The organism is Listeria fleischmannii subsp. fleischmannii LU2006-1 (assembly GCF_000344175.1).
Taxonomy (GTDB): Bacteria; Bacillota; Bacilli; order Lactobacillales; family Listeriaceae; genus Listeria; species Listeria fleischmannii.
In genome coordinates, this window is the sequence record NZ_ALWW01000058.1 from 1 (window position 1) to 15,231 (window position 15,231).

Annotated in this window: 13 protein-coding genes, 1 pseudogene and 1 riboswitch; of the genes and pseudogenes, 10 read left to right on the plus strand and 4 right to left on the minus strand. The window is 38.8% G+C overall.

What is annotated here, in order from left to right:
• The first annotated feature begins 16 nt into the window (after positions 1-16).
• The 4 genes and pseudogenes from LFLEISCH_RS13160 to LFLEISCH_RS13175 all read left to right on the plus strand — a co-directional run bounded on the left by LFLEISCH_RS13160 (position 17) and on the right by LFLEISCH_RS13175 (position 5,267).
• Complete coding sequence (locus LFLEISCH_RS13160; RefSeq protein ID WP_241432917.1) at positions 17-901, plus strand: ABC transporter substrate-binding protein; 885 nt, start codon at positions 17-19, stop codon at positions 899-901.
• Positions 902-920: 19 nt separating this feature from the next.
• The gene (locus LFLEISCH_RS13165; protein ID WP_007477429.1) at positions 921-1,826 is read left to right on the plus strand and encodes a carbohydrate ABC transporter permease; all 906 of its coding nucleotides are present in this window, start codon (positions 921-923) and stop codon (positions 1,824-1,826) included.
• A gap of 13 nt (positions 1,827-1,839) precedes the next feature.
• Positions 1,840-2,666: pseudogene (locus tag LFLEISCH_RS13170) on the plus strand (carbohydrate ABC transporter permease).
• A 381-nt stretch (positions 2,667-3,047) separates the two neighbouring features.
• Positions 3,048-5,267, plus strand: a complete 2,220-nt coding sequence (locus tag LFLEISCH_RS13175) for a Cna B-type domain-containing protein (protein WP_007477436.1) — start codon at positions 3,048-3,050, stop codon at positions 5,265-5,267.
• 58 nt (positions 5,268-5,325) lie between these two features.
• Here the strand turns inward: LFLEISCH_RS13175 and LFLEISCH_RS13180 are convergent, their stop codons facing one another.
• Positions 5,326-5,712, minus strand: coding sequence for a hypothetical protein (locus LFLEISCH_RS13180; protein WP_007477439.1), 387 nt, complete (start codon positions 5,710-5,712; stop codon positions 5,326-5,328).
• Positions 5,713-5,913: 201 nt separating this feature from the next.
• Positions 5,914-6,086: riboswitch (M-box (ykoK) riboswitch) on the plus strand.
• Positions 6,087-6,236: 150 nt separating this feature from the next.
• Here LFLEISCH_RS13180 and LFLEISCH_RS13185 point away from each other — a divergent pair.
• Positions 6,237-7,268: an LCP family protein gene (locus LFLEISCH_RS13185; protein WP_007477441.1), complete on the plus strand. Its 1,032-nt coding sequence runs from the start codon at positions 6,237-6,239 to the stop codon at positions 7,266-7,268.
• Positions 7,269-7,381: 113 nt separating this feature from the next.
• Here the strand turns inward: LFLEISCH_RS13185 and LFLEISCH_RS13190 are convergent, their stop codons facing one another.
• A complete protein-coding gene (locus LFLEISCH_RS13190) occupies positions 7,382-7,726 on the minus strand; it encodes a magnetosome magnetite crystal formation protein family (protein ID WP_007477443.1) in 345 nt (114 codons plus the stop codon).
• A 108-nt stretch (positions 7,727-7,834) separates the two neighbouring features.
• A complete protein-coding gene (locus LFLEISCH_RS13195) occupies positions 7,835-9,148 on the minus strand; it encodes an MATE family efflux transporter (RefSeq protein WP_223196464.1) in 1,314 nt (437 codons plus the stop codon).
• Positions 9,149-9,388: 240 nt separating this feature from the next.
• Between LFLEISCH_RS13195 and LFLEISCH_RS13200 the strand changes: the two genes are divergently transcribed.
• The 4 genes from LFLEISCH_RS13200 (at position 9,389) to LFLEISCH_RS13215 (ending at position 13,809) form a co-directional block, all read left to right on the plus strand.
• The gene (locus tag LFLEISCH_RS13200) at positions 9,389-9,868 is read left to right on the plus strand and encodes a MarR family winged helix-turn-helix transcriptional regulator (RefSeq protein WP_007477447.1); all 480 of its coding nucleotides are present in this window, start codon (positions 9,389-9,391) and stop codon (positions 9,866-9,868) included.
• Positions 9,865-11,589, plus strand: a complete 1,725-nt coding sequence (locus LFLEISCH_RS13205; protein ID WP_007477449.1) for an ABC transporter ATP-binding protein — start codon at positions 9,865-9,867, stop codon at positions 11,587-11,589. Before LFLEISCH_RS13200 ends, LFLEISCH_RS13205 begins: the two co-directional genes overlap by 4 nt.
• Entirely contained in the window at positions 11,586-13,403 is a 1,818-nt protein-coding gene (locus LFLEISCH_RS13210) for an ABC transporter ATP-binding protein (RefSeq protein ID WP_007477452.1), read from the plus strand. The genes LFLEISCH_RS13205 and LFLEISCH_RS13210 overlap by 4 nt, the downstream gene beginning before the upstream one ends.
• 130 nt (positions 13,404-13,533) lie before the next feature.
• Positions 13,534-13,809: a rhodanese-like domain-containing protein gene (locus LFLEISCH_RS13215; protein ID WP_007477454.1), complete on the plus strand. Its 276-nt coding sequence runs from the start codon at positions 13,534-13,536 to the stop codon at positions 13,807-13,809.
• 42 nt (positions 13,810-13,851) lie between these two features.
• Here the strand turns inward: LFLEISCH_RS13215 and LFLEISCH_RS13220 are convergent, their stop codons facing one another.
• Positions 13,852-14,478 carry an FMN-dependent NADH-azoreductase gene (locus tag LFLEISCH_RS13220; protein ID WP_007477456.1) on the minus strand — a complete coding sequence of 209 codons (627 nt, stop codon included), beginning with the start codon at positions 14,476-14,478 and terminating at the stop codon, positions 13,852-13,854.
• A 152-nt stretch (positions 14,479-14,630) separates the two neighbouring features.
• Between LFLEISCH_RS13220 and LFLEISCH_RS13225 the strand changes: the two genes are divergently transcribed.
• Complete coding sequence (locus tag LFLEISCH_RS13225) at positions 14,631-15,119, plus strand: GNAT family N-acetyltransferase (protein ID WP_007477458.1); 489 nt, start codon at positions 14,631-14,633, stop codon at positions 15,117-15,119.
• The last annotated feature ends 112 nt before the right edge of the window (positions 15,120-15,231 follow it).

The window sequence follows — 15,231 nt, forward strand, 5'->3', positions numbered from 1 at the left end:
AATTCGATAAGATAAAATACCTGAACAATATTTAAAAGCTTACACAAGTGATGGAAAACTATACGGAGTACCAAAAGATTTTGATACAAATGCTCTTTTTTACAATAAAACCATGTTCGATGAAGCTGGCGTCAGTTATCCAGATGACACATGGACTTGGAAAACATGGCAAGATGCCGCCAAAAAACTAACCAAAGCAGACGAAAATATTTACGGTTTAGCAGCACCGCTCACATGGCAGGGTGGCTATTATGAGACCATTTATCAAAACGAAGGAAGTCCGTTTAAGGATGGAGGCAAAAAATCAGGATTTTCCGACCAAGCAACCATTGACGGTGTGGAATTTTGGTATGATTTCACCAAAAATGGTTCAGCAACACCGCTAAAAGAAATGGCGGGGACGACTGGTTCCGAGCTGTTACTTAATGGCCGTGTAGCTATGTCAGTCGATGGCTCCTACATGGTACCCGTTATTTTTAAAGAAAAGTATGGAAAAGATAATATTGACGTAGCTCCGCTTCCAAAAGGGAAGACACGCGCGACAACGTCCAACTCCCTTGCCAATGTCATTTCGGCAAACACTAAAAACGCAGATGCCGCTAAGCGCTGGGTCGCCTACCTATCTACCAAAGAAGCGAGCGAAAAGGTAGCCGAGTCAGGCGTTGTCATCCCAGCATATCAAGGAGCGGCTGACGCCTGGATTAATGCCTATCCAGATAAAAATTTAAAAGTATTCACAGAAGCCGTGAACTATGCGATTCCGCTACCAAATACCAAAAATAGCTCCGCTGCGATTGCGATTGAAGGTGACGTACTTGGAAAAGCGTGGACAGGGGAAGAAAGCGTTCAAGCGGCCTCAGATGAGCTTGCCAAAAAAGCCAATGCGCTACTTAAAAAATAATGAGTAAGGACTGATAGCCATGACCAAATCAACCTTTTCTGCAAAAAAATATAAAAAAAGAGATATGCTATCTGCCTTATTTTTCGTCGGTCCGCTTTTTATTGGGCTACTCATATTTTACTTAATCCCAATGGTGCAAAGCGTATTTTATTCCTTCACAGAATGGGGCATGTTCGGCGGCTACAATTTCACCGGCCTTGCCAATTACAAAAAAATGCTCACCGATCCAGAAGTATTTAAAGCGCTTAAAAATACGCTAACGTATGCTGTTTTCACCGTGCCCATTGCAATGGCCATCTCCATCTTTATTGCCACCTTATTGAATAATAAAATAAAAGGTGTCGCAATGTACCGCATGATTTATTTTTTACCAGCCGTGACCATGACATCCGCTGTGGCTATGATTTGGAAATGGATGTTTAATTCGCAGTACGGAATCATCAACCAATTTCTTAGCATTTTTGGGATAAAAGGACCCGCCTGGCTGAGCGATTCTAATACTGCGATGATTGCACTTATTATCGTCGGAGTTTGGAGTTCACTTGGAACATCTATCGTTATTTATTTAGCAGGTTTACAAGGTGTTCCAACAACATTTTATGAGGCCGCTGAAATGGACGGGGCAGGACCTATACGCAAATTTTTTAAAATTACGCTACCACTTTTAACACCAACGATGTTTTTCAATTTAATCACCTCACTAATTTCGGCACTTCAAGTGTATGATTTGATCTTTTTGATGTACAGCCAAACTAATCCGGCACTTCAAGATGTGCAATCACTAGCTTACCTTTTCTACAAAAATGCGTTTATTTTAAACGACAAAGGTTACGGTGCCGCGATTACAGTGGTTTTACTTATCCTAACGCTTGTCATTACCGTTATTAATTTTAGCTTGCAGAAAAAATGGGTGCATTACCAGTAAAGGGGTTTAAAACATGCTAAAAAAACAATATAGAAGAAAATGGCTTGTTCATGTGTTGCTCATTCTCGGGGCCTTTATGATGGTTTTCCCCTTCTTCTGGATGATTATGACATCACTAAAAACAACGGCAGAATCCATTGCTATTCCGCCAAGTATTTTTCCAAGTGAGTGGCAGTGGCATAATTACAAAGACATCTTTGTTATTTTTCCTTTTGGAAAATTCTATTTCAACACCTTTGTTTCAACGGCTGTCATTACAATTGGTCAAGTTTTTCTGTGTGCTATGGCGGCCTATGCATTTGCGCGAATTAATTTTCCGTTTAAGAATGTATTATTTATCTTAATCTTATCGGTTTTGATGGTACCAGGCCAAATTTTCTTAATTCCACAATATTTGATTATCCAAAACATGAACTTGTTAAATACCATTCCGGCGCTATTTATTCCCGGATTATTCTCTGCTTTTGGCACGTTCTTGTTGAGGCAATTTTTCATGACGATTCCAAAAGAAATTGAAGAGGCAGCTATTATTGACGGTTGCTCACGGGTGAGGATTTTCTTTAGCATCATCTTGCCGCTTTCACGTTCGGCGCTCGTTTCACTTTCCATTTTTGCGTTGCTCTATGGCTGGAATTCGCTACTTTGGCCACTGATTGTCAATACTTCTACTGAAAAAATGACGCTTTCTGCGGGACTTGCCTCGCTTAGTGGACAATACGCAACAAACTATCCTCTTATCATGCAGGTTCTTTCTTAGCCATAATTCCGCTTATCATCGCCTTCTTATTGTTTCAAAAGCAATTTATTGAGGGGATTGCGCTTAGTGGATCTAAAAATTAATACAAGAAGCGAAAATCATGAACCTTTTGTGATTTTCGCTTCTTTTCATAATAAATGTGTAGCAAATGCAACAATTTTTTAGACGGATTGAGAAATTTTTTAATTCCTTATTCCCAGAAAAAAAGCTTGTGCTATGATTTTTAATGTGATAAAATATTAAATTTTGTTAGTGCATCAAGGGTTATAAAGTAAAATGCGACATTGTGAAAAAATTGAAAGAAAGTTTGACAATGAATCCGTAGTGGAGAATAAAAAAAGAAGAAATTCTCCTTCATTTTCCTTCTGTTTCGTATGAAAATTACACAATTTGTCTACATATTTTTTTAGCTATATAGTATATCCTACTAAAGCAATAGAAATTACAACAGAAGGAGTGTATGGATGAAAAAAATAGCGAATATTATAGTAGTGAGTTTATTGTTTTTAGGACTAATATGGAATTCAGCTGCTAGTAATCATGTAGTAGAAGCAAAAGAAGGAGATGATCCGGGAGTAACTATAGATGCACCTGAAATTTTAACGTCTAGGCAGCAAGCTGAAATAAAAGTAACTTTATCTGCATCAGCAGGCAAATTGGAACAAGATGGCAAAATCGAAATTAAAATTCCGCAAAACACCGTTTCACAAGTGGCAGATTTAACCAATAATCTTATGCTTGGTGATCCATTTTATTTACCGGAACCGGCTGTAACAGAGGATGGCGCAGGTAATTATGTGCTCCATGTTGCGTATGATCATTCGAAAATAAATCCGGTTGAGGCAACAGGTCAAACCTTTACAATTAAATACGGTGCTGCTGTATTTAAAGATAATGCCCCAACTTCTGCCGCGTATGAAGCTACTTTATATAAAGCAGGCGTTAAAATAAGTGAAGCGACTGATAATTCTCGCATTGAAAAAGATACATCAGGCCTTCCTTTATTAAGTAAAATGAGTACAAGGCCGCATAAGGATATAAACGGGGAAAATGTAGCTATGATGAGCACAAGTACACCATCCGCCAATGTATTTGCCATTATCGTAAACTACAATCAACAACAAATTCCAAATGCAGTACTCGAAGACAACATCCCGGCGCAAACAACGCTCACGGATCCAATCAAATATATTTCTGCAACAGGTGATAATACACCCGAGAAGCATATTCGTATCGCAGAAGTAACAGAGCGGGATGCATCAGGCCTTCCAATTGGCTGGAAGTATGTCACAAGTCAGTTTACGGATAAAATTACTACTTCATCGGCTGGTTTTAAAATTAATTTTGGAACAATTACGCCAGATAAAAGCTATGTGGTTATGTATGCACAAAAAATAGCAGATAATGTGACGCCGTCTGATTTCGGAATAAAATACAATCAGGCGATTCTTAAAAGTAACGGTGCAACATTACGAACAGCATCTGAAGCGCTAGGATTAGACAGTTTAAGTTATGAATCCGTGGGTTTAATTAAAAAGGTAAGCCAAGCGACTATCTCCACAACGGGCGGTTCCTTTATTTATTCACTTGATTTAAGTTCAAAAGTGGGAACTATACCAGCGGGGACAGAAATTGTTGACCCACTTCCAGACTATACGACGTTTTCAAATACGGTTCTTCCATTAGATGAGTATTTTTCAGATGGTGTATATGATAGCGCAACGAACACGGTTACCTACACATTACTTAAAGATTTAACAGAAGGGGAACAAAAAACGATTCAATTTAAGGTGAATTATCATAATAAGGCCGCAAAAGAAGGCTATAAAATCACAAATCGCGCTTATATTAACTATGCGGGAACTAAAATTTATAGTAATGATGCCACTACAACAGTAGAAGGCAGTGCGATTCTTAAAAAAGTAGATAATTTAACTCAAAAACCGTTAACAGGCGCCTTATTTAACGTGGTAGACACAAATGGAAACATTGTAAAAGCCAATTTAAGTTCTGATGCTGACGGGGAAATTCATACGGGTTTACTTGAACCAGGCGATTATCAATTTATAGAAGTTAAGGCGCCTGCTGGCTATATTTTAGACGCGACACCGATTTCTTTTAAGGTGAAGCCGAGTGCGGAACATACCATTCAACTAAATAAAACGAATGCGGAAGGTGTTCTTGTGTCGGGAACTAAGACATGGCAGGATAATTCGGACAAGGCACAAAAAAGACCGGACTCAATCACCATCTGGCTTTATCAAAACGGAAAGAAATTAATGTCTAAAAAAGTTTCGAAAAGTGATGACTGGAAGTATACGTTCTCTTCTTTAAAGAAATATGATTCTGACGGGAAGGCCTACGTATACACGCTGAAGGAAGATCCGGTAGAGGGTTATGAAACTGTTCAATCTGGCTATGATTTTACTAATGTGTATAAAGCTCAGGAAACAGTGCAGGCTGGCGGAGTTAAAGAAGACCCGAAAAGTCCGAGTCAAAGTGATACGATAAATGCTAGTCAAACGAAGGATCCGAAGATAGAGGATCCGAAAGCAGAAGCTAAAAAAGTGCTTCCAAGAGCGGGCGATGACTTTCAAAATGACAGTCTGTTCGTTTTAGCAGGCGCGGTTTTACTCGCTACAGCAATTTTTATGTATCAAAGCAGAAGAAAGCAAAGTAAATAAAAAAACAGGCAAGTGGCAAACGGAAATAAGTTTGTCATTTGTCTGTTTTTATGATGATTTACTTTTCAGAAGCTCGCCCACTTAATGTTTTCCCACCTCGAAAAACGAAGAAAATTAGGCTTAAGATGCCCCCGATTACCCCACCTAATAGCGAAATGAATACGAGCATAAGCGTCCCCGTTAGCTGCATGATACCTAAGATAATCACCGTAGCGGCTAGGCCATATATAAATCCAAAAAGCAAAAAGCGTCCTAAGCTCACTTTTTGACTAAAGCCATAGAAAATTTCAGCGACAGTACTGCCTACTAGTACAAGCGGCGCGGCGAATAAAATGGCTGAGAAAACATGGGCCGTTGTAAGCTCATCAAATAGGAGCGCTTCAATTCCGAGAACTGAAAAGATTCCTAAAATAAATACGGTTAAGTAAGCGATGATAAAACGCAATTTGAACACTCCTTTTTATTTTCCTTTTTCAGTATATCAAAAAGGTTTATTTTATTCATCTAAAATTAGACGGAATTCGGGGTTTGGGCGTAAGGCAAGGTGGATTTTGAAACATTCTCTTTTTTATTAAGAAAAGGTTAAGTTTTTAATTTTTGCCTTGTTGCAACTTTTTTGTTGTGGTATAAATTTTGTGTAAGAAAAAATAGATTTTGTTAGGTGAGGCTCCTATACAAACATAGGCTACTGCCCAGAAATGTCGAGAGACGCCAATGGGTAGAACAAGGATAGTCGAGCGAAGGCTTTCCATAAGGTAGCTAAAAGTAATTCTACTTTTTACGTTGTATAGTGTTGAAACTGAAACTGAAAAATAAACGAACTTGGAAACAGAGTAGTCCCACTTACACTTCTATTCTTTTAATAATTTTAGAAAGTAGGAGAAAGAATGAGTGTGAAAAAAAGATTGATTATTGCGGTTGTTTTGATGCTAGGCTTGGCGATTTTAGGAGGGGGCATTTTTTTTAACGATGCTGTATAACAAGACGAATAAGGCGGTTCAGAATGCCTATCATCCTGTAACGTCCACTAAAAAGGAAAAAGATGCGGATATTTTATCATTTCTCATTATGGGCCTTGATAATACGGAAGCTAGGAATTTAGGCAGCTCAAGGACGGATGCTATGATGGTTGCGACATTAAATAATAAGACGAAAAAAATAACCCTTTTAAGTTTGCCACGTGATAGTTTTGTAAAAATTCATTCAAATGATTATCAAGGAATGCAACGAATTGAAGCGGCTTATACATACGGCGGCCCCAAGGCTTCTGTCGATACGGTTTCAAAGCTTTTGAATATACCTATCAATCATTATATTGTATTTAATTTTAATTCTTTCCAAAAGGTTATTGATGAACTGGGTGGCATTGATGTTCAAGTACCAAAAGATTTTGAAGGGCCGATTTTAGATACTGGTAAAAAGGTACAGTTTAAAAAAGGACAACAACATTTAAATGGTGAGGAAGCCTTAGCTTTTTCCCGTGAACGAAAAATAGACAATGATATTATGCGCGGTTTACGTCAACAAATTGTGCTGGATGCGGTGAAAGACAAGGCACTTGAAATTAATTCGATTACGAAATACTTAAAGATAGCCGAAGCGCTTGACGGAGAAATTCAAATGGATTTAACGATGAAGCAAATGAAAGAAATTATTCAAGGGATATTAAAAACGAAGGACTATAACACAAAATCTCTTACATTTGATTGGCGTGCTTTTAGCAATGAGGGGCGGAGTATGGTTGAACTTTATGCGGATAGCGTGACGCATGTTAGTCATCAGTTGCGTGCTTCGCTTGGCCTGGAGAAGGAAGCTGTAAATGATAAGATCTTCCAAACAAATGGCCACTATAAATATGAAAGTGACTATTCTACAGCTACAAAAGAACAGGAGAAGGCGGCCGATACTTTTAGGGGTGAAAATGTGTACGTGGGAACACCGGGTAATACTAAAACGGGCAAGTTACCGAATCGAAAAACTGAAACAGGATTTTATGATTAAAAAGTATCCTCTTTAAAATGAGAATCTATGAAAAAATCTCGTAATCTATTCATCAAATAGATTACGAGATTTTTTATCGATTTGCATAAAATTTAATTATTTATGATTCTATGTTATTCCGTTAAAAATGCATCCTCTTCCCGTCCAACTAACATACGCACCCCTTGGATAAGATTAAATAGGAATAAAACAGCGGTTAAAATGATTAACACGACAACAGCGCCAAACGCGATGAAACCAACTGTATTCGAACTATCTGTACTCACAGCCACAAGCGACAGGATACAAAATGTAAAAAAGATACTAATTGTCGGTAAAATATGTGTAAAAAGGGCTACCTTGGAATGGTGTTTCACATCACGGGATTCCCCAAAGACCCAAATAAATAAAGGAACCAGTACGGGGGCAAATAAAATGCTGAAGTAGCTCAGCGCGTTCACGATTTTATGATTATTCATTTTCGAACATCCTCTCTTTAACTTATACTTTTATTATAAAGAAAGGAAGAAATGACAACCATCGAATGATGTGACAAATTTAAAGTTTGGAATGACAGTTTTGTAAGTTTAAATGACAGATTTAAGCGACCATACCTTACTACGCCAGCGCCTAAACATCAAATAGGAGCGAATCCCTTCATCGATAATATAGGCTAGCCAAACGCCGACAAGTCCAAGTCCGGCGGTAATGCCAAGCACATAGGAGAATGGCAAACTAACAATCCACATTACAATCAAACCTACAATAAATGGGAATTTTACATCTCCTGTTGAATTTAAACTGCTAATAATAATGATATTTGTTGCTCGGAAAAGTTCAAGCGCGATGGAAAGTAAAAATAGCGTTTTAGTCATCTCAATAACTAGTTCATTGGATGTAAATAAACGCATGATTGGCTCAGCAAAAAGGTAAAGTAAAATGCTAACAACGAGCGCAATAACAGTACCGATTTTCCAACTTTTTAAACCTTGTTGATAGGCTTTTTCCACTTCTTTCGCCCCCACAGCGCGTCCAATTAAAATTTGGGATGCTTGTCCAATCGCTATTGCGAAAAGGGCGACAAATTGGCTTACGCTTGAAGCGTAAACTTTTGTAGTTAGGGCTTCGGTACCTAAAATGGCGATGATAGCTGTTACGACTAGCTGGGAGCCAGCGTATGACATATTTTCGCCGGCTGAAGGAAGACCTAATTTTAATATAGAATAAAGAAGTTTGTTGGAGTAATGTTTGAGCTTTCCGAAGTTAAATGTGTAGCCGATGTATTTTTTGAGCATGAAAATAGCCATAATCATGCCAATAAAGTTTGCGATGGCTGTGGCAATTCCCACCCCAGCGACGCCTAAATCTAGGTAAGCTAGCGGCCCGTAAAGAAAGACATAGTTACCGACTACGTTAATAGTACTAATCGTAACGGGTACGAGCATCGCCTGACGGACATAACCGTGCACGCGAATAATCGGCAAAATCGACGAGTGAATCGCAATGATGATAGAGCTGCCGCCGATAATTTCAAGAAAGGGCGAGCCGACGCGGATTAGTTCGTCGTCTAAACCAACTAGTCGAAGGAAAGTGTCGCTTGCAAATAAAAAGATAATACTCATAATAATTCCGATAATAAAAGCCACAATTAGACCATTGGTAATGACACGTTCAATCATTTTATGCCGCTCTGCTCCAATCATTTGGGCAACTAAAATTTGCACACCTACACTAATAAAACCATACATGATGATAGAAATGACGAGAATTTGACTGGCGACTCCTGTTGCAGCAACAGCCTCATCAGAATAGTGGCCCAGCATGAAAACATCGACATAATTAATCATGATACGTAAAAACTGTTCAATAAAAATGGGCCAAGCGAGTGTGAAAAGACTCATTTTTGCAATATTTGTGTGATCTGCCAAGTAAAAACCTCCCTTTATGTTTGTTTTTTTGGTCATGTGTGAATAATAAGAAAGTACGCATATAACAAGGAACATTATAAGGGATTGCCACATAAAAGTATAGGGTTATTTTTGTAAAAAATAGGCTTTTAAAAAAAACTGCTTTTTTTAGTTGACATTCGATTAAAATTGCATATAATTAGTTAGGTAAACTAAATAAAAGGAGGGGCAAGCATGTACCCATCTGATGAAGATTTGGGGCATTCAGTTATAAAGGCATTCATGAATTTTAAGCGAGCTGAGATGTCGAGTTTCCAAATGGAAGGCTACACGAAAGCTGAAACGCGATTTATGTTTGTACTTTTTCACGGTGTTAAAATGAGTGATTCAGACTTGGGCGTAAGTGTCGCTGAAATAGGCAAGCGCCTGCGCATTTCAAAACCAAGTGTCACACAACAAATTAATGCGCTAGAGAAAAAGGGCCTCATTACGCGTATTCAAAATCCAGCTGACAAGCGCGCCGCCTATTTGAATTTTACTGAAAAAGGAAGGGCGCTGACAGAAGAAATCATTGCAGCTTTTCATCAAAATTTTGAAGATATGCGCGATTTTCTAGGAGAAGAAGATATGCGGACACTCATTTCACTGCTTGAAAAGCTCACGGATTATTTAAATGAAAAGGCGAAACAAGAAGGAGGCGGAATGCCAAAATGATTAAGCTTTTTAAGCGATTAAAGCCCTACTCATGGGGGATTATTATCGTATTAGTGCTAACGTTTATCCAAGTTCTCGGTCAGCTATACTTGCCGACGCTTATGTCAAACATCATTGATAAAGGTGTTGTGCAGGGAGATAAACCGTATATTTGGAAAACAGGTGGCCTAATGCTCTTGCTTTCTGCTGGAGCCGTTATTTTATCCGTCATTATCGTCTATATCGCATCTCGTATTTCAATGGGATTCGGTCGCGATTTACGTGATAAAATTTTTACACAAGTTGAAAACTTTTCTTTACAAGAGTTTAATAAAGTTGGCACTTCTTCGCTCATAACAAGAACAACGAATGATGTGGTTCAAATTCAAAATGTTCTTTATATGATGCTTAGAATGATGGTTATGGCGCCAATCATGCTTATTGGCGGGATTATTATGGCGGTTGGTCGCGATGCAAAATTATCGCTTATTTTTGTTGTCGTATTACCGATACTGCTATTACTTGTTGTTTTACTAGGCGGCAAAGCAATGCCTATGTTTAAAAACTTACAAAAGAAAATGGATAAGTTAAACCGAGTGATTCGTGAAGGCCTAACCGGTATCCGTGTTATTCGTGCCTTTAACCGCAACCAAGACGAACTAAATAAATTTGAAGAAGCGAATAACGATTATGCCGTCACTGCAATAGGCGTTAACCGCTTATTATCACTTATGAGTCCACTAATGATGCTCATTATGAATTTAACTTCCATTGCCATCGTTTGGATTGGCGCTCATTTCATCAGCGAAGGTAATATGATGGTCGGCGATTTAATGGCCTTTATCCAATATGCTATGCAGATTATGATGAGCTTTATGATGCTTTCTGCCGTTTTCATTTTCATTCCACGTGCAGGAGCTTCAGCGGAACGAATTAATGAAGTATTAGATATGAGCGCTGAAATTTTAGACCCCAATGCACCAAAATCAGCAGATAGTCGCGCGATGCTTGAATTTCAAAATGCTTCCTTCCGTTATGAAGGGGCTGAAAAACCAGTTATTGCAGACATTAGTTTTAAAGCAAAAGCGGGTGAAACGATTGCGATTATTGGAAGTACGGGTGCTGGTAAATCTACCTTAATTAATATGGTGCCGCGTTTCTATGATACTGAAAATGGTGCGGTTCTAGTTAACGGCGTCAACGTGCGGGATATGACGCAGGAAGAATTGCGTGAAAAAATTGGACTTGTTCCGCAAAAAGCAGTTCTCTTTACGGGAGATATCGAATCTAATTTACTTTACGGAAAAGAAGATGCAACTGAAGATGAGATGTGGCGGGCGCTTGAAATTGCCCAAGCAAAAGATTTTGTGTCAAAATTACGTAAAGGTCTTCATTCCCGCGTGGAGCAAGGCGGAAATAATTTCTCAGGTGGTCAAAAGCAGCGGCTTGCAATTGCTAGAGCGCTCATTCGGAAGCCTGAAATCTACATTTTTGATGACAGTTTCTCCGCGCTCGATTTTAAAACAGATGCGAAATTGCGCAGTGCTTTAAAATCAGAAGTAGAAAATTCTATTATGATTATCGTCGCACAGCGTATCACATCGGTTGTCGACGCCGATCAAATTATTGTTTTAAATGAAGGTAAAGTTGCCGGAATTGGAACGCATAGTGAACTTAAAGAATCCAATGAGATTTACCGTGAAATCATGCGTTCACAACTTTCAGAGGAGGAGATAGCATGAGTCCAGGACCAGGTTCCCACGGTGGGGTAATGGGTGTGAAATCAAAACCAAAAGACTTTAAAAACACGCTATTCCGTTTGCTCGGCTATATGAAGCCTCGAACAGTAGCCATTTCAGTGGTCTTTATCTTTGCGATTCTCTCCACTATTTTTAATATTTTTAGCCCAAAAGAATTAGGAAAAGCAACAACGGAAATTTTTAAAGGAGTTATGAGCCCAGCTGGCATCAATGACGATAAAATTTTTGATATTTTATTTTTCGTCTTTCTACTCTATATAGGTAGCTCGGTTTTTAGCTTTATCCAGCAATATGTCATGTCAAGCGTTGCACAGCGTACCGTCTATGATATGCGCCGTGATTTAAAGGAAAAAATGGCACGTATGCCACTTAAATATTACGACACCCGTTCAAACGGGGACATTCTAAGTCGCGCTGTCAACGATATGGACAATATCGCCAATACATTACAACAATCACTAACTCAAGCGATTACAGCAATCGTCCAAATTATTGGTGTTCTTATTATGATGCTAACAATTAGTTGGCAAATGACATTAATTGTTGTGGCAACAGTTCCTTTAAGTATTATTATTGTAGGTCTTATTGCGAGCAAATCCCAAGCTTTCTTTGCGGCGCAACAGCGCAATTTAGGGATTTTAAATGATACAGTAGAAGAAACATATGGTGGCCAAACGATTGTGAAAGCCTTTGGTCAGGAAAAGAAAACGCTTGTTACGTTTGAAGAAGTAAATGATGATTATTATAAAGCAGCTAAAAAAGCCCAATTTATTTCTGGTATTATGATGCCGATGATGCAATTTGTAGGCAACTTAGGTTATGTGGCCGTCTGTGTAGGCGGTGGGATTTTTGTAACAAATGGTACATTGCAAGTTGGGGAAATCCAATCATTTACACAATATGTGCAATTATTTTCGCAACCTATTTCGAGCGTAGCTAATATTGCAAACGTCATTCAATCCACGATTGCTTCTGCGGAACGGGTTTTTGAAATCATGGACGAAGAGGAAGAAAAAGACATGATTCCGGAAACGATTCCTACTATAAAAGAAGAACAAGGTAAGATTGTTTTCGACCATGTGAAGTTTGGTTATTCGCCTGATAAACCACTTATGAATGATTTGCAAATCAATGTCAATCAAGGGCAGATGGTGGCGATTGTAGGGCCGACTGGTGCAGGGAAAACGACCATTATTAATCTATTGATGCGTTTTTATGATGTGGATGATGGCGCAATTCGAATTGACGGCGTAGATACGCGTGATATGACAAAAGACGAAGTGCGTGCGAAATTCGGGATGGTATTGCAAGATACTTGGCTATTTAGTGGTACGATTGCGGAAAATATTGCATATGGTCGTGAAGGCGCTACGCTTGATGAAGTGGTTGGAGCTGCAAAAGCCGCCTATGCGGATGATTTCATTCGTCGTTTGCCAGATGGCTATGATACGGTACTAAATGAAGAAGGAAGCAATATTTCTCAGGGACAAAAACAATTACTAACGATTGCCCGCGCTATTTTATCGGACCCAAGTATTTTAATTCTAGACGAAGCAACGTCAAGTGTAGATACAAGAACCGAGCTGAACATTCAACTCGCAATGGGGAATTTAATGGAAGGCCGTACAAGCTTTGTAATTGCCCACCGCTTATCAACTATCCGTGATGCAGATTTAATTCTTGTCATGAATCATGGTGATGTGATTGAACAAGGTACTCATCAAGAATTGCTAGGTGAAAATGGTTTCTACGCAGACCTATACAATAGCCAATTTACAGGCTCACAAGCAGTATAACGATAAAAACTGGATGATTTTTCATCCAGTTTTTTTATAGTGAGCAGTCTTCTTGAAAGAGAGAACGTATCTTCGTTATGATAAGGTTAACTTATTTCCCGGGAAATAAATTAGAAGAGGAGGGAAGAATATGTACACATCTATTTCTACAAAAGAATTGGATGAAAAGCGGAAGTCCTATGACATAATTGATGTCCGAGATCGCGATGCTTTTTTAGAACGTCATATCGAAGGCGCAGAAAATATTCCGATTGAAGAGTTAGAAGAGCACTTAGACCATCTTTCAAAAGAAAAAAATTATGCTGTCATTTGTTATTCTGGAAAACGGTCTATGTTGGCAAGTGAATTTTTAGATAGCCAAGGTTTTCAAGTCACGAATGTACGCGGTGGCATGAATGAATGGTAAAGAAAAAGCAGAAAATCGATATACTCGATTTTCTGCTTTTTTTTAAAATTGTTCTGCAAGTTTAACCGCTTCATCACGACCTGCTTGGATTAAATCTTTTGCTTGATCAGGGCGCGCGTTATGGCCTTCTACAACAACCATTTCAGTTTCAGTAATACCAAAATGACTTAAAATGTTTTTAACATAGTTTAAAGACATTTCATAACTCTCAAGTGGACCATCAGAATAGATACCGCCACGAGCGTTTAATAAAGCCACTTTTTTACCGTGAACTAAACCAACCGGACCTTCTGGCGTATATTTAAATGTTTTACCTGCTTGGTTTAAATAGAACAGGTAAGTTAAAAATTGAGCCGGAATGCTGAAATTCCAAAGCGGGAATGCCATGACAACTTTATCCGCTTTTAAAAATTGGTCTAAGTAGCCATTTGCAATATCAGCTAAGCGTTTTTCGTCTTCAGTAAGGGGCTCACCACCAGCTTCTTTATGTAGACCGCTCATCATCACGCCGTCATAATAAGGTAGTTCCTCTTCAAATAAGTTAAGTTCTGTTACTTGGTCTTCAGGATGGCTTTTTTGATAAGCATCTAAAAAAGTTTCATAAAGCGTCACACTGACAGAGCGTTCCGCAGGTAGTCCGTTTGCTTTAATAAATAATACGTTAGACATAAAATTAATTCCTCCAAAAATTTAATAATACTTATACAGTTTAGCGGAAAAACATACAAAATAGCAAGTGCTTAGCTTACAAAAAATTAGTAGCTTTTAAGAAGAATTCTAATAGGGAACATGATACACTAAGGGAGACAGGAGGGATTGAATTGGAAATTAGAAAAATTGCAGAAGAGGAAATCCATCAAATTAAGAAGTTGCGCGATTATGCCTTTCGCACGCCAGGCAGAGGCGGTGAGGAAGACTTTTTATTTTGGATGGAAAAAGCCACACGACTTGGAGCCTTTTTAAATGGGAAATTAAGCGCACAAGTGATGACTTATCCGCTAGAAATATCATTTTTAGGGCAGAAAATAAAAATGGGTGGGGTCGCTTATGTGGCAACTTTTCCAGAAAATAGGCGTGGTGGTCTTATTCGGGCGCTCATGAGGGCGTCGCTAAACGAAATGAAGGATAAGGGACAGCTCGTTTCTTATTTGCACCCTTTCGACATTCCTTTTTATCAAAAATTTGGGTTTGACCTTGTTGCGAATGAAGTGAGTGCAACGCTTGTGCTGAAAAATCTCATGCAGCGTTCTAGTGGGCAGGGAAGTATTGTACGCACAAGTGCGAATCAGTCTCTCTTTAGTGAGAGGTAAAGCTGTTTATGAAACATACGCCAATCAACATCACGGCATGCTCATTCGCGATGACGCCTGGTGGGATCGTCTTATGCGGCGGGGATATATCGCAAGAAGCGGCACTATTTTG

What these genes read in the sequence shown, in the direction of transcription:
- LFLEISCH_RS13165 (WP_007477429.1), top strand. Translation starts at nt 921, where the DNA reads ATGACCAAATCAACCTTTTCTGCAAAAAAATATAAAAAAAGAGATATG.
- LFLEISCH_RS13175 (WP_007477436.1), top strand. Translation starts at nt 3,048, where the DNA reads ATGAAAAAAATAGCGAATATTATAGTAGTGAGTTTATTGTTTTTAGGA.
- LFLEISCH_RS13185 (WP_007477441.1), top strand. Translation starts at nt 6,237, where the DNA reads ATGCTGTATAACAAGACGAATAAGGCGGTTCAGAATGCCTATCATCCT.
- LFLEISCH_RS13190 (WP_007477443.1), bottom strand. Translation starts at nt 7,726, where the DNA reads ATGAATAATCATAAAATCGTGAACGCGCTGAGCTACTTCAGCATTTTA.
- LFLEISCH_RS13195 (WP_223196464.1), bottom strand. Translation starts at nt 9,148, where the DNA reads ATGAGTCTTTTCACACTCGCTTGGCCCATTTTTATTGAACAGTTTTTA.
- LFLEISCH_RS13200 (WP_007477447.1), top strand. Translation starts at nt 9,389, where the DNA reads ATGTACCCATCTGATGAAGATTTGGGGCATTCAGTTATAAAGGCATTC.
- LFLEISCH_RS13205 (WP_007477449.1), top strand. Translation starts at nt 9,865, where the DNA reads ATGATTAAGCTTTTTAAGCGATTAAAGCCCTACTCATGGGGGATTATT.
- LFLEISCH_RS13210 (WP_007477452.1), top strand. Translation starts at nt 11,586, where the DNA reads ATGAGTCCAGGACCAGGTTCCCACGGTGGGGTAATGGGTGTGAAATCA.
- LFLEISCH_RS13215 (WP_007477454.1), top strand. Translation starts at nt 13,534, where the DNA reads ATGTACACATCTATTTCTACAAAAGAATTGGATGAAAAGCGGAAGTCC.
- LFLEISCH_RS13220 (WP_007477456.1), bottom strand. Translation starts at nt 14,478, where the DNA reads ATGTCTAACGTATTATTTATTAAAGCAAACGGACTACCTGCGGAACGC.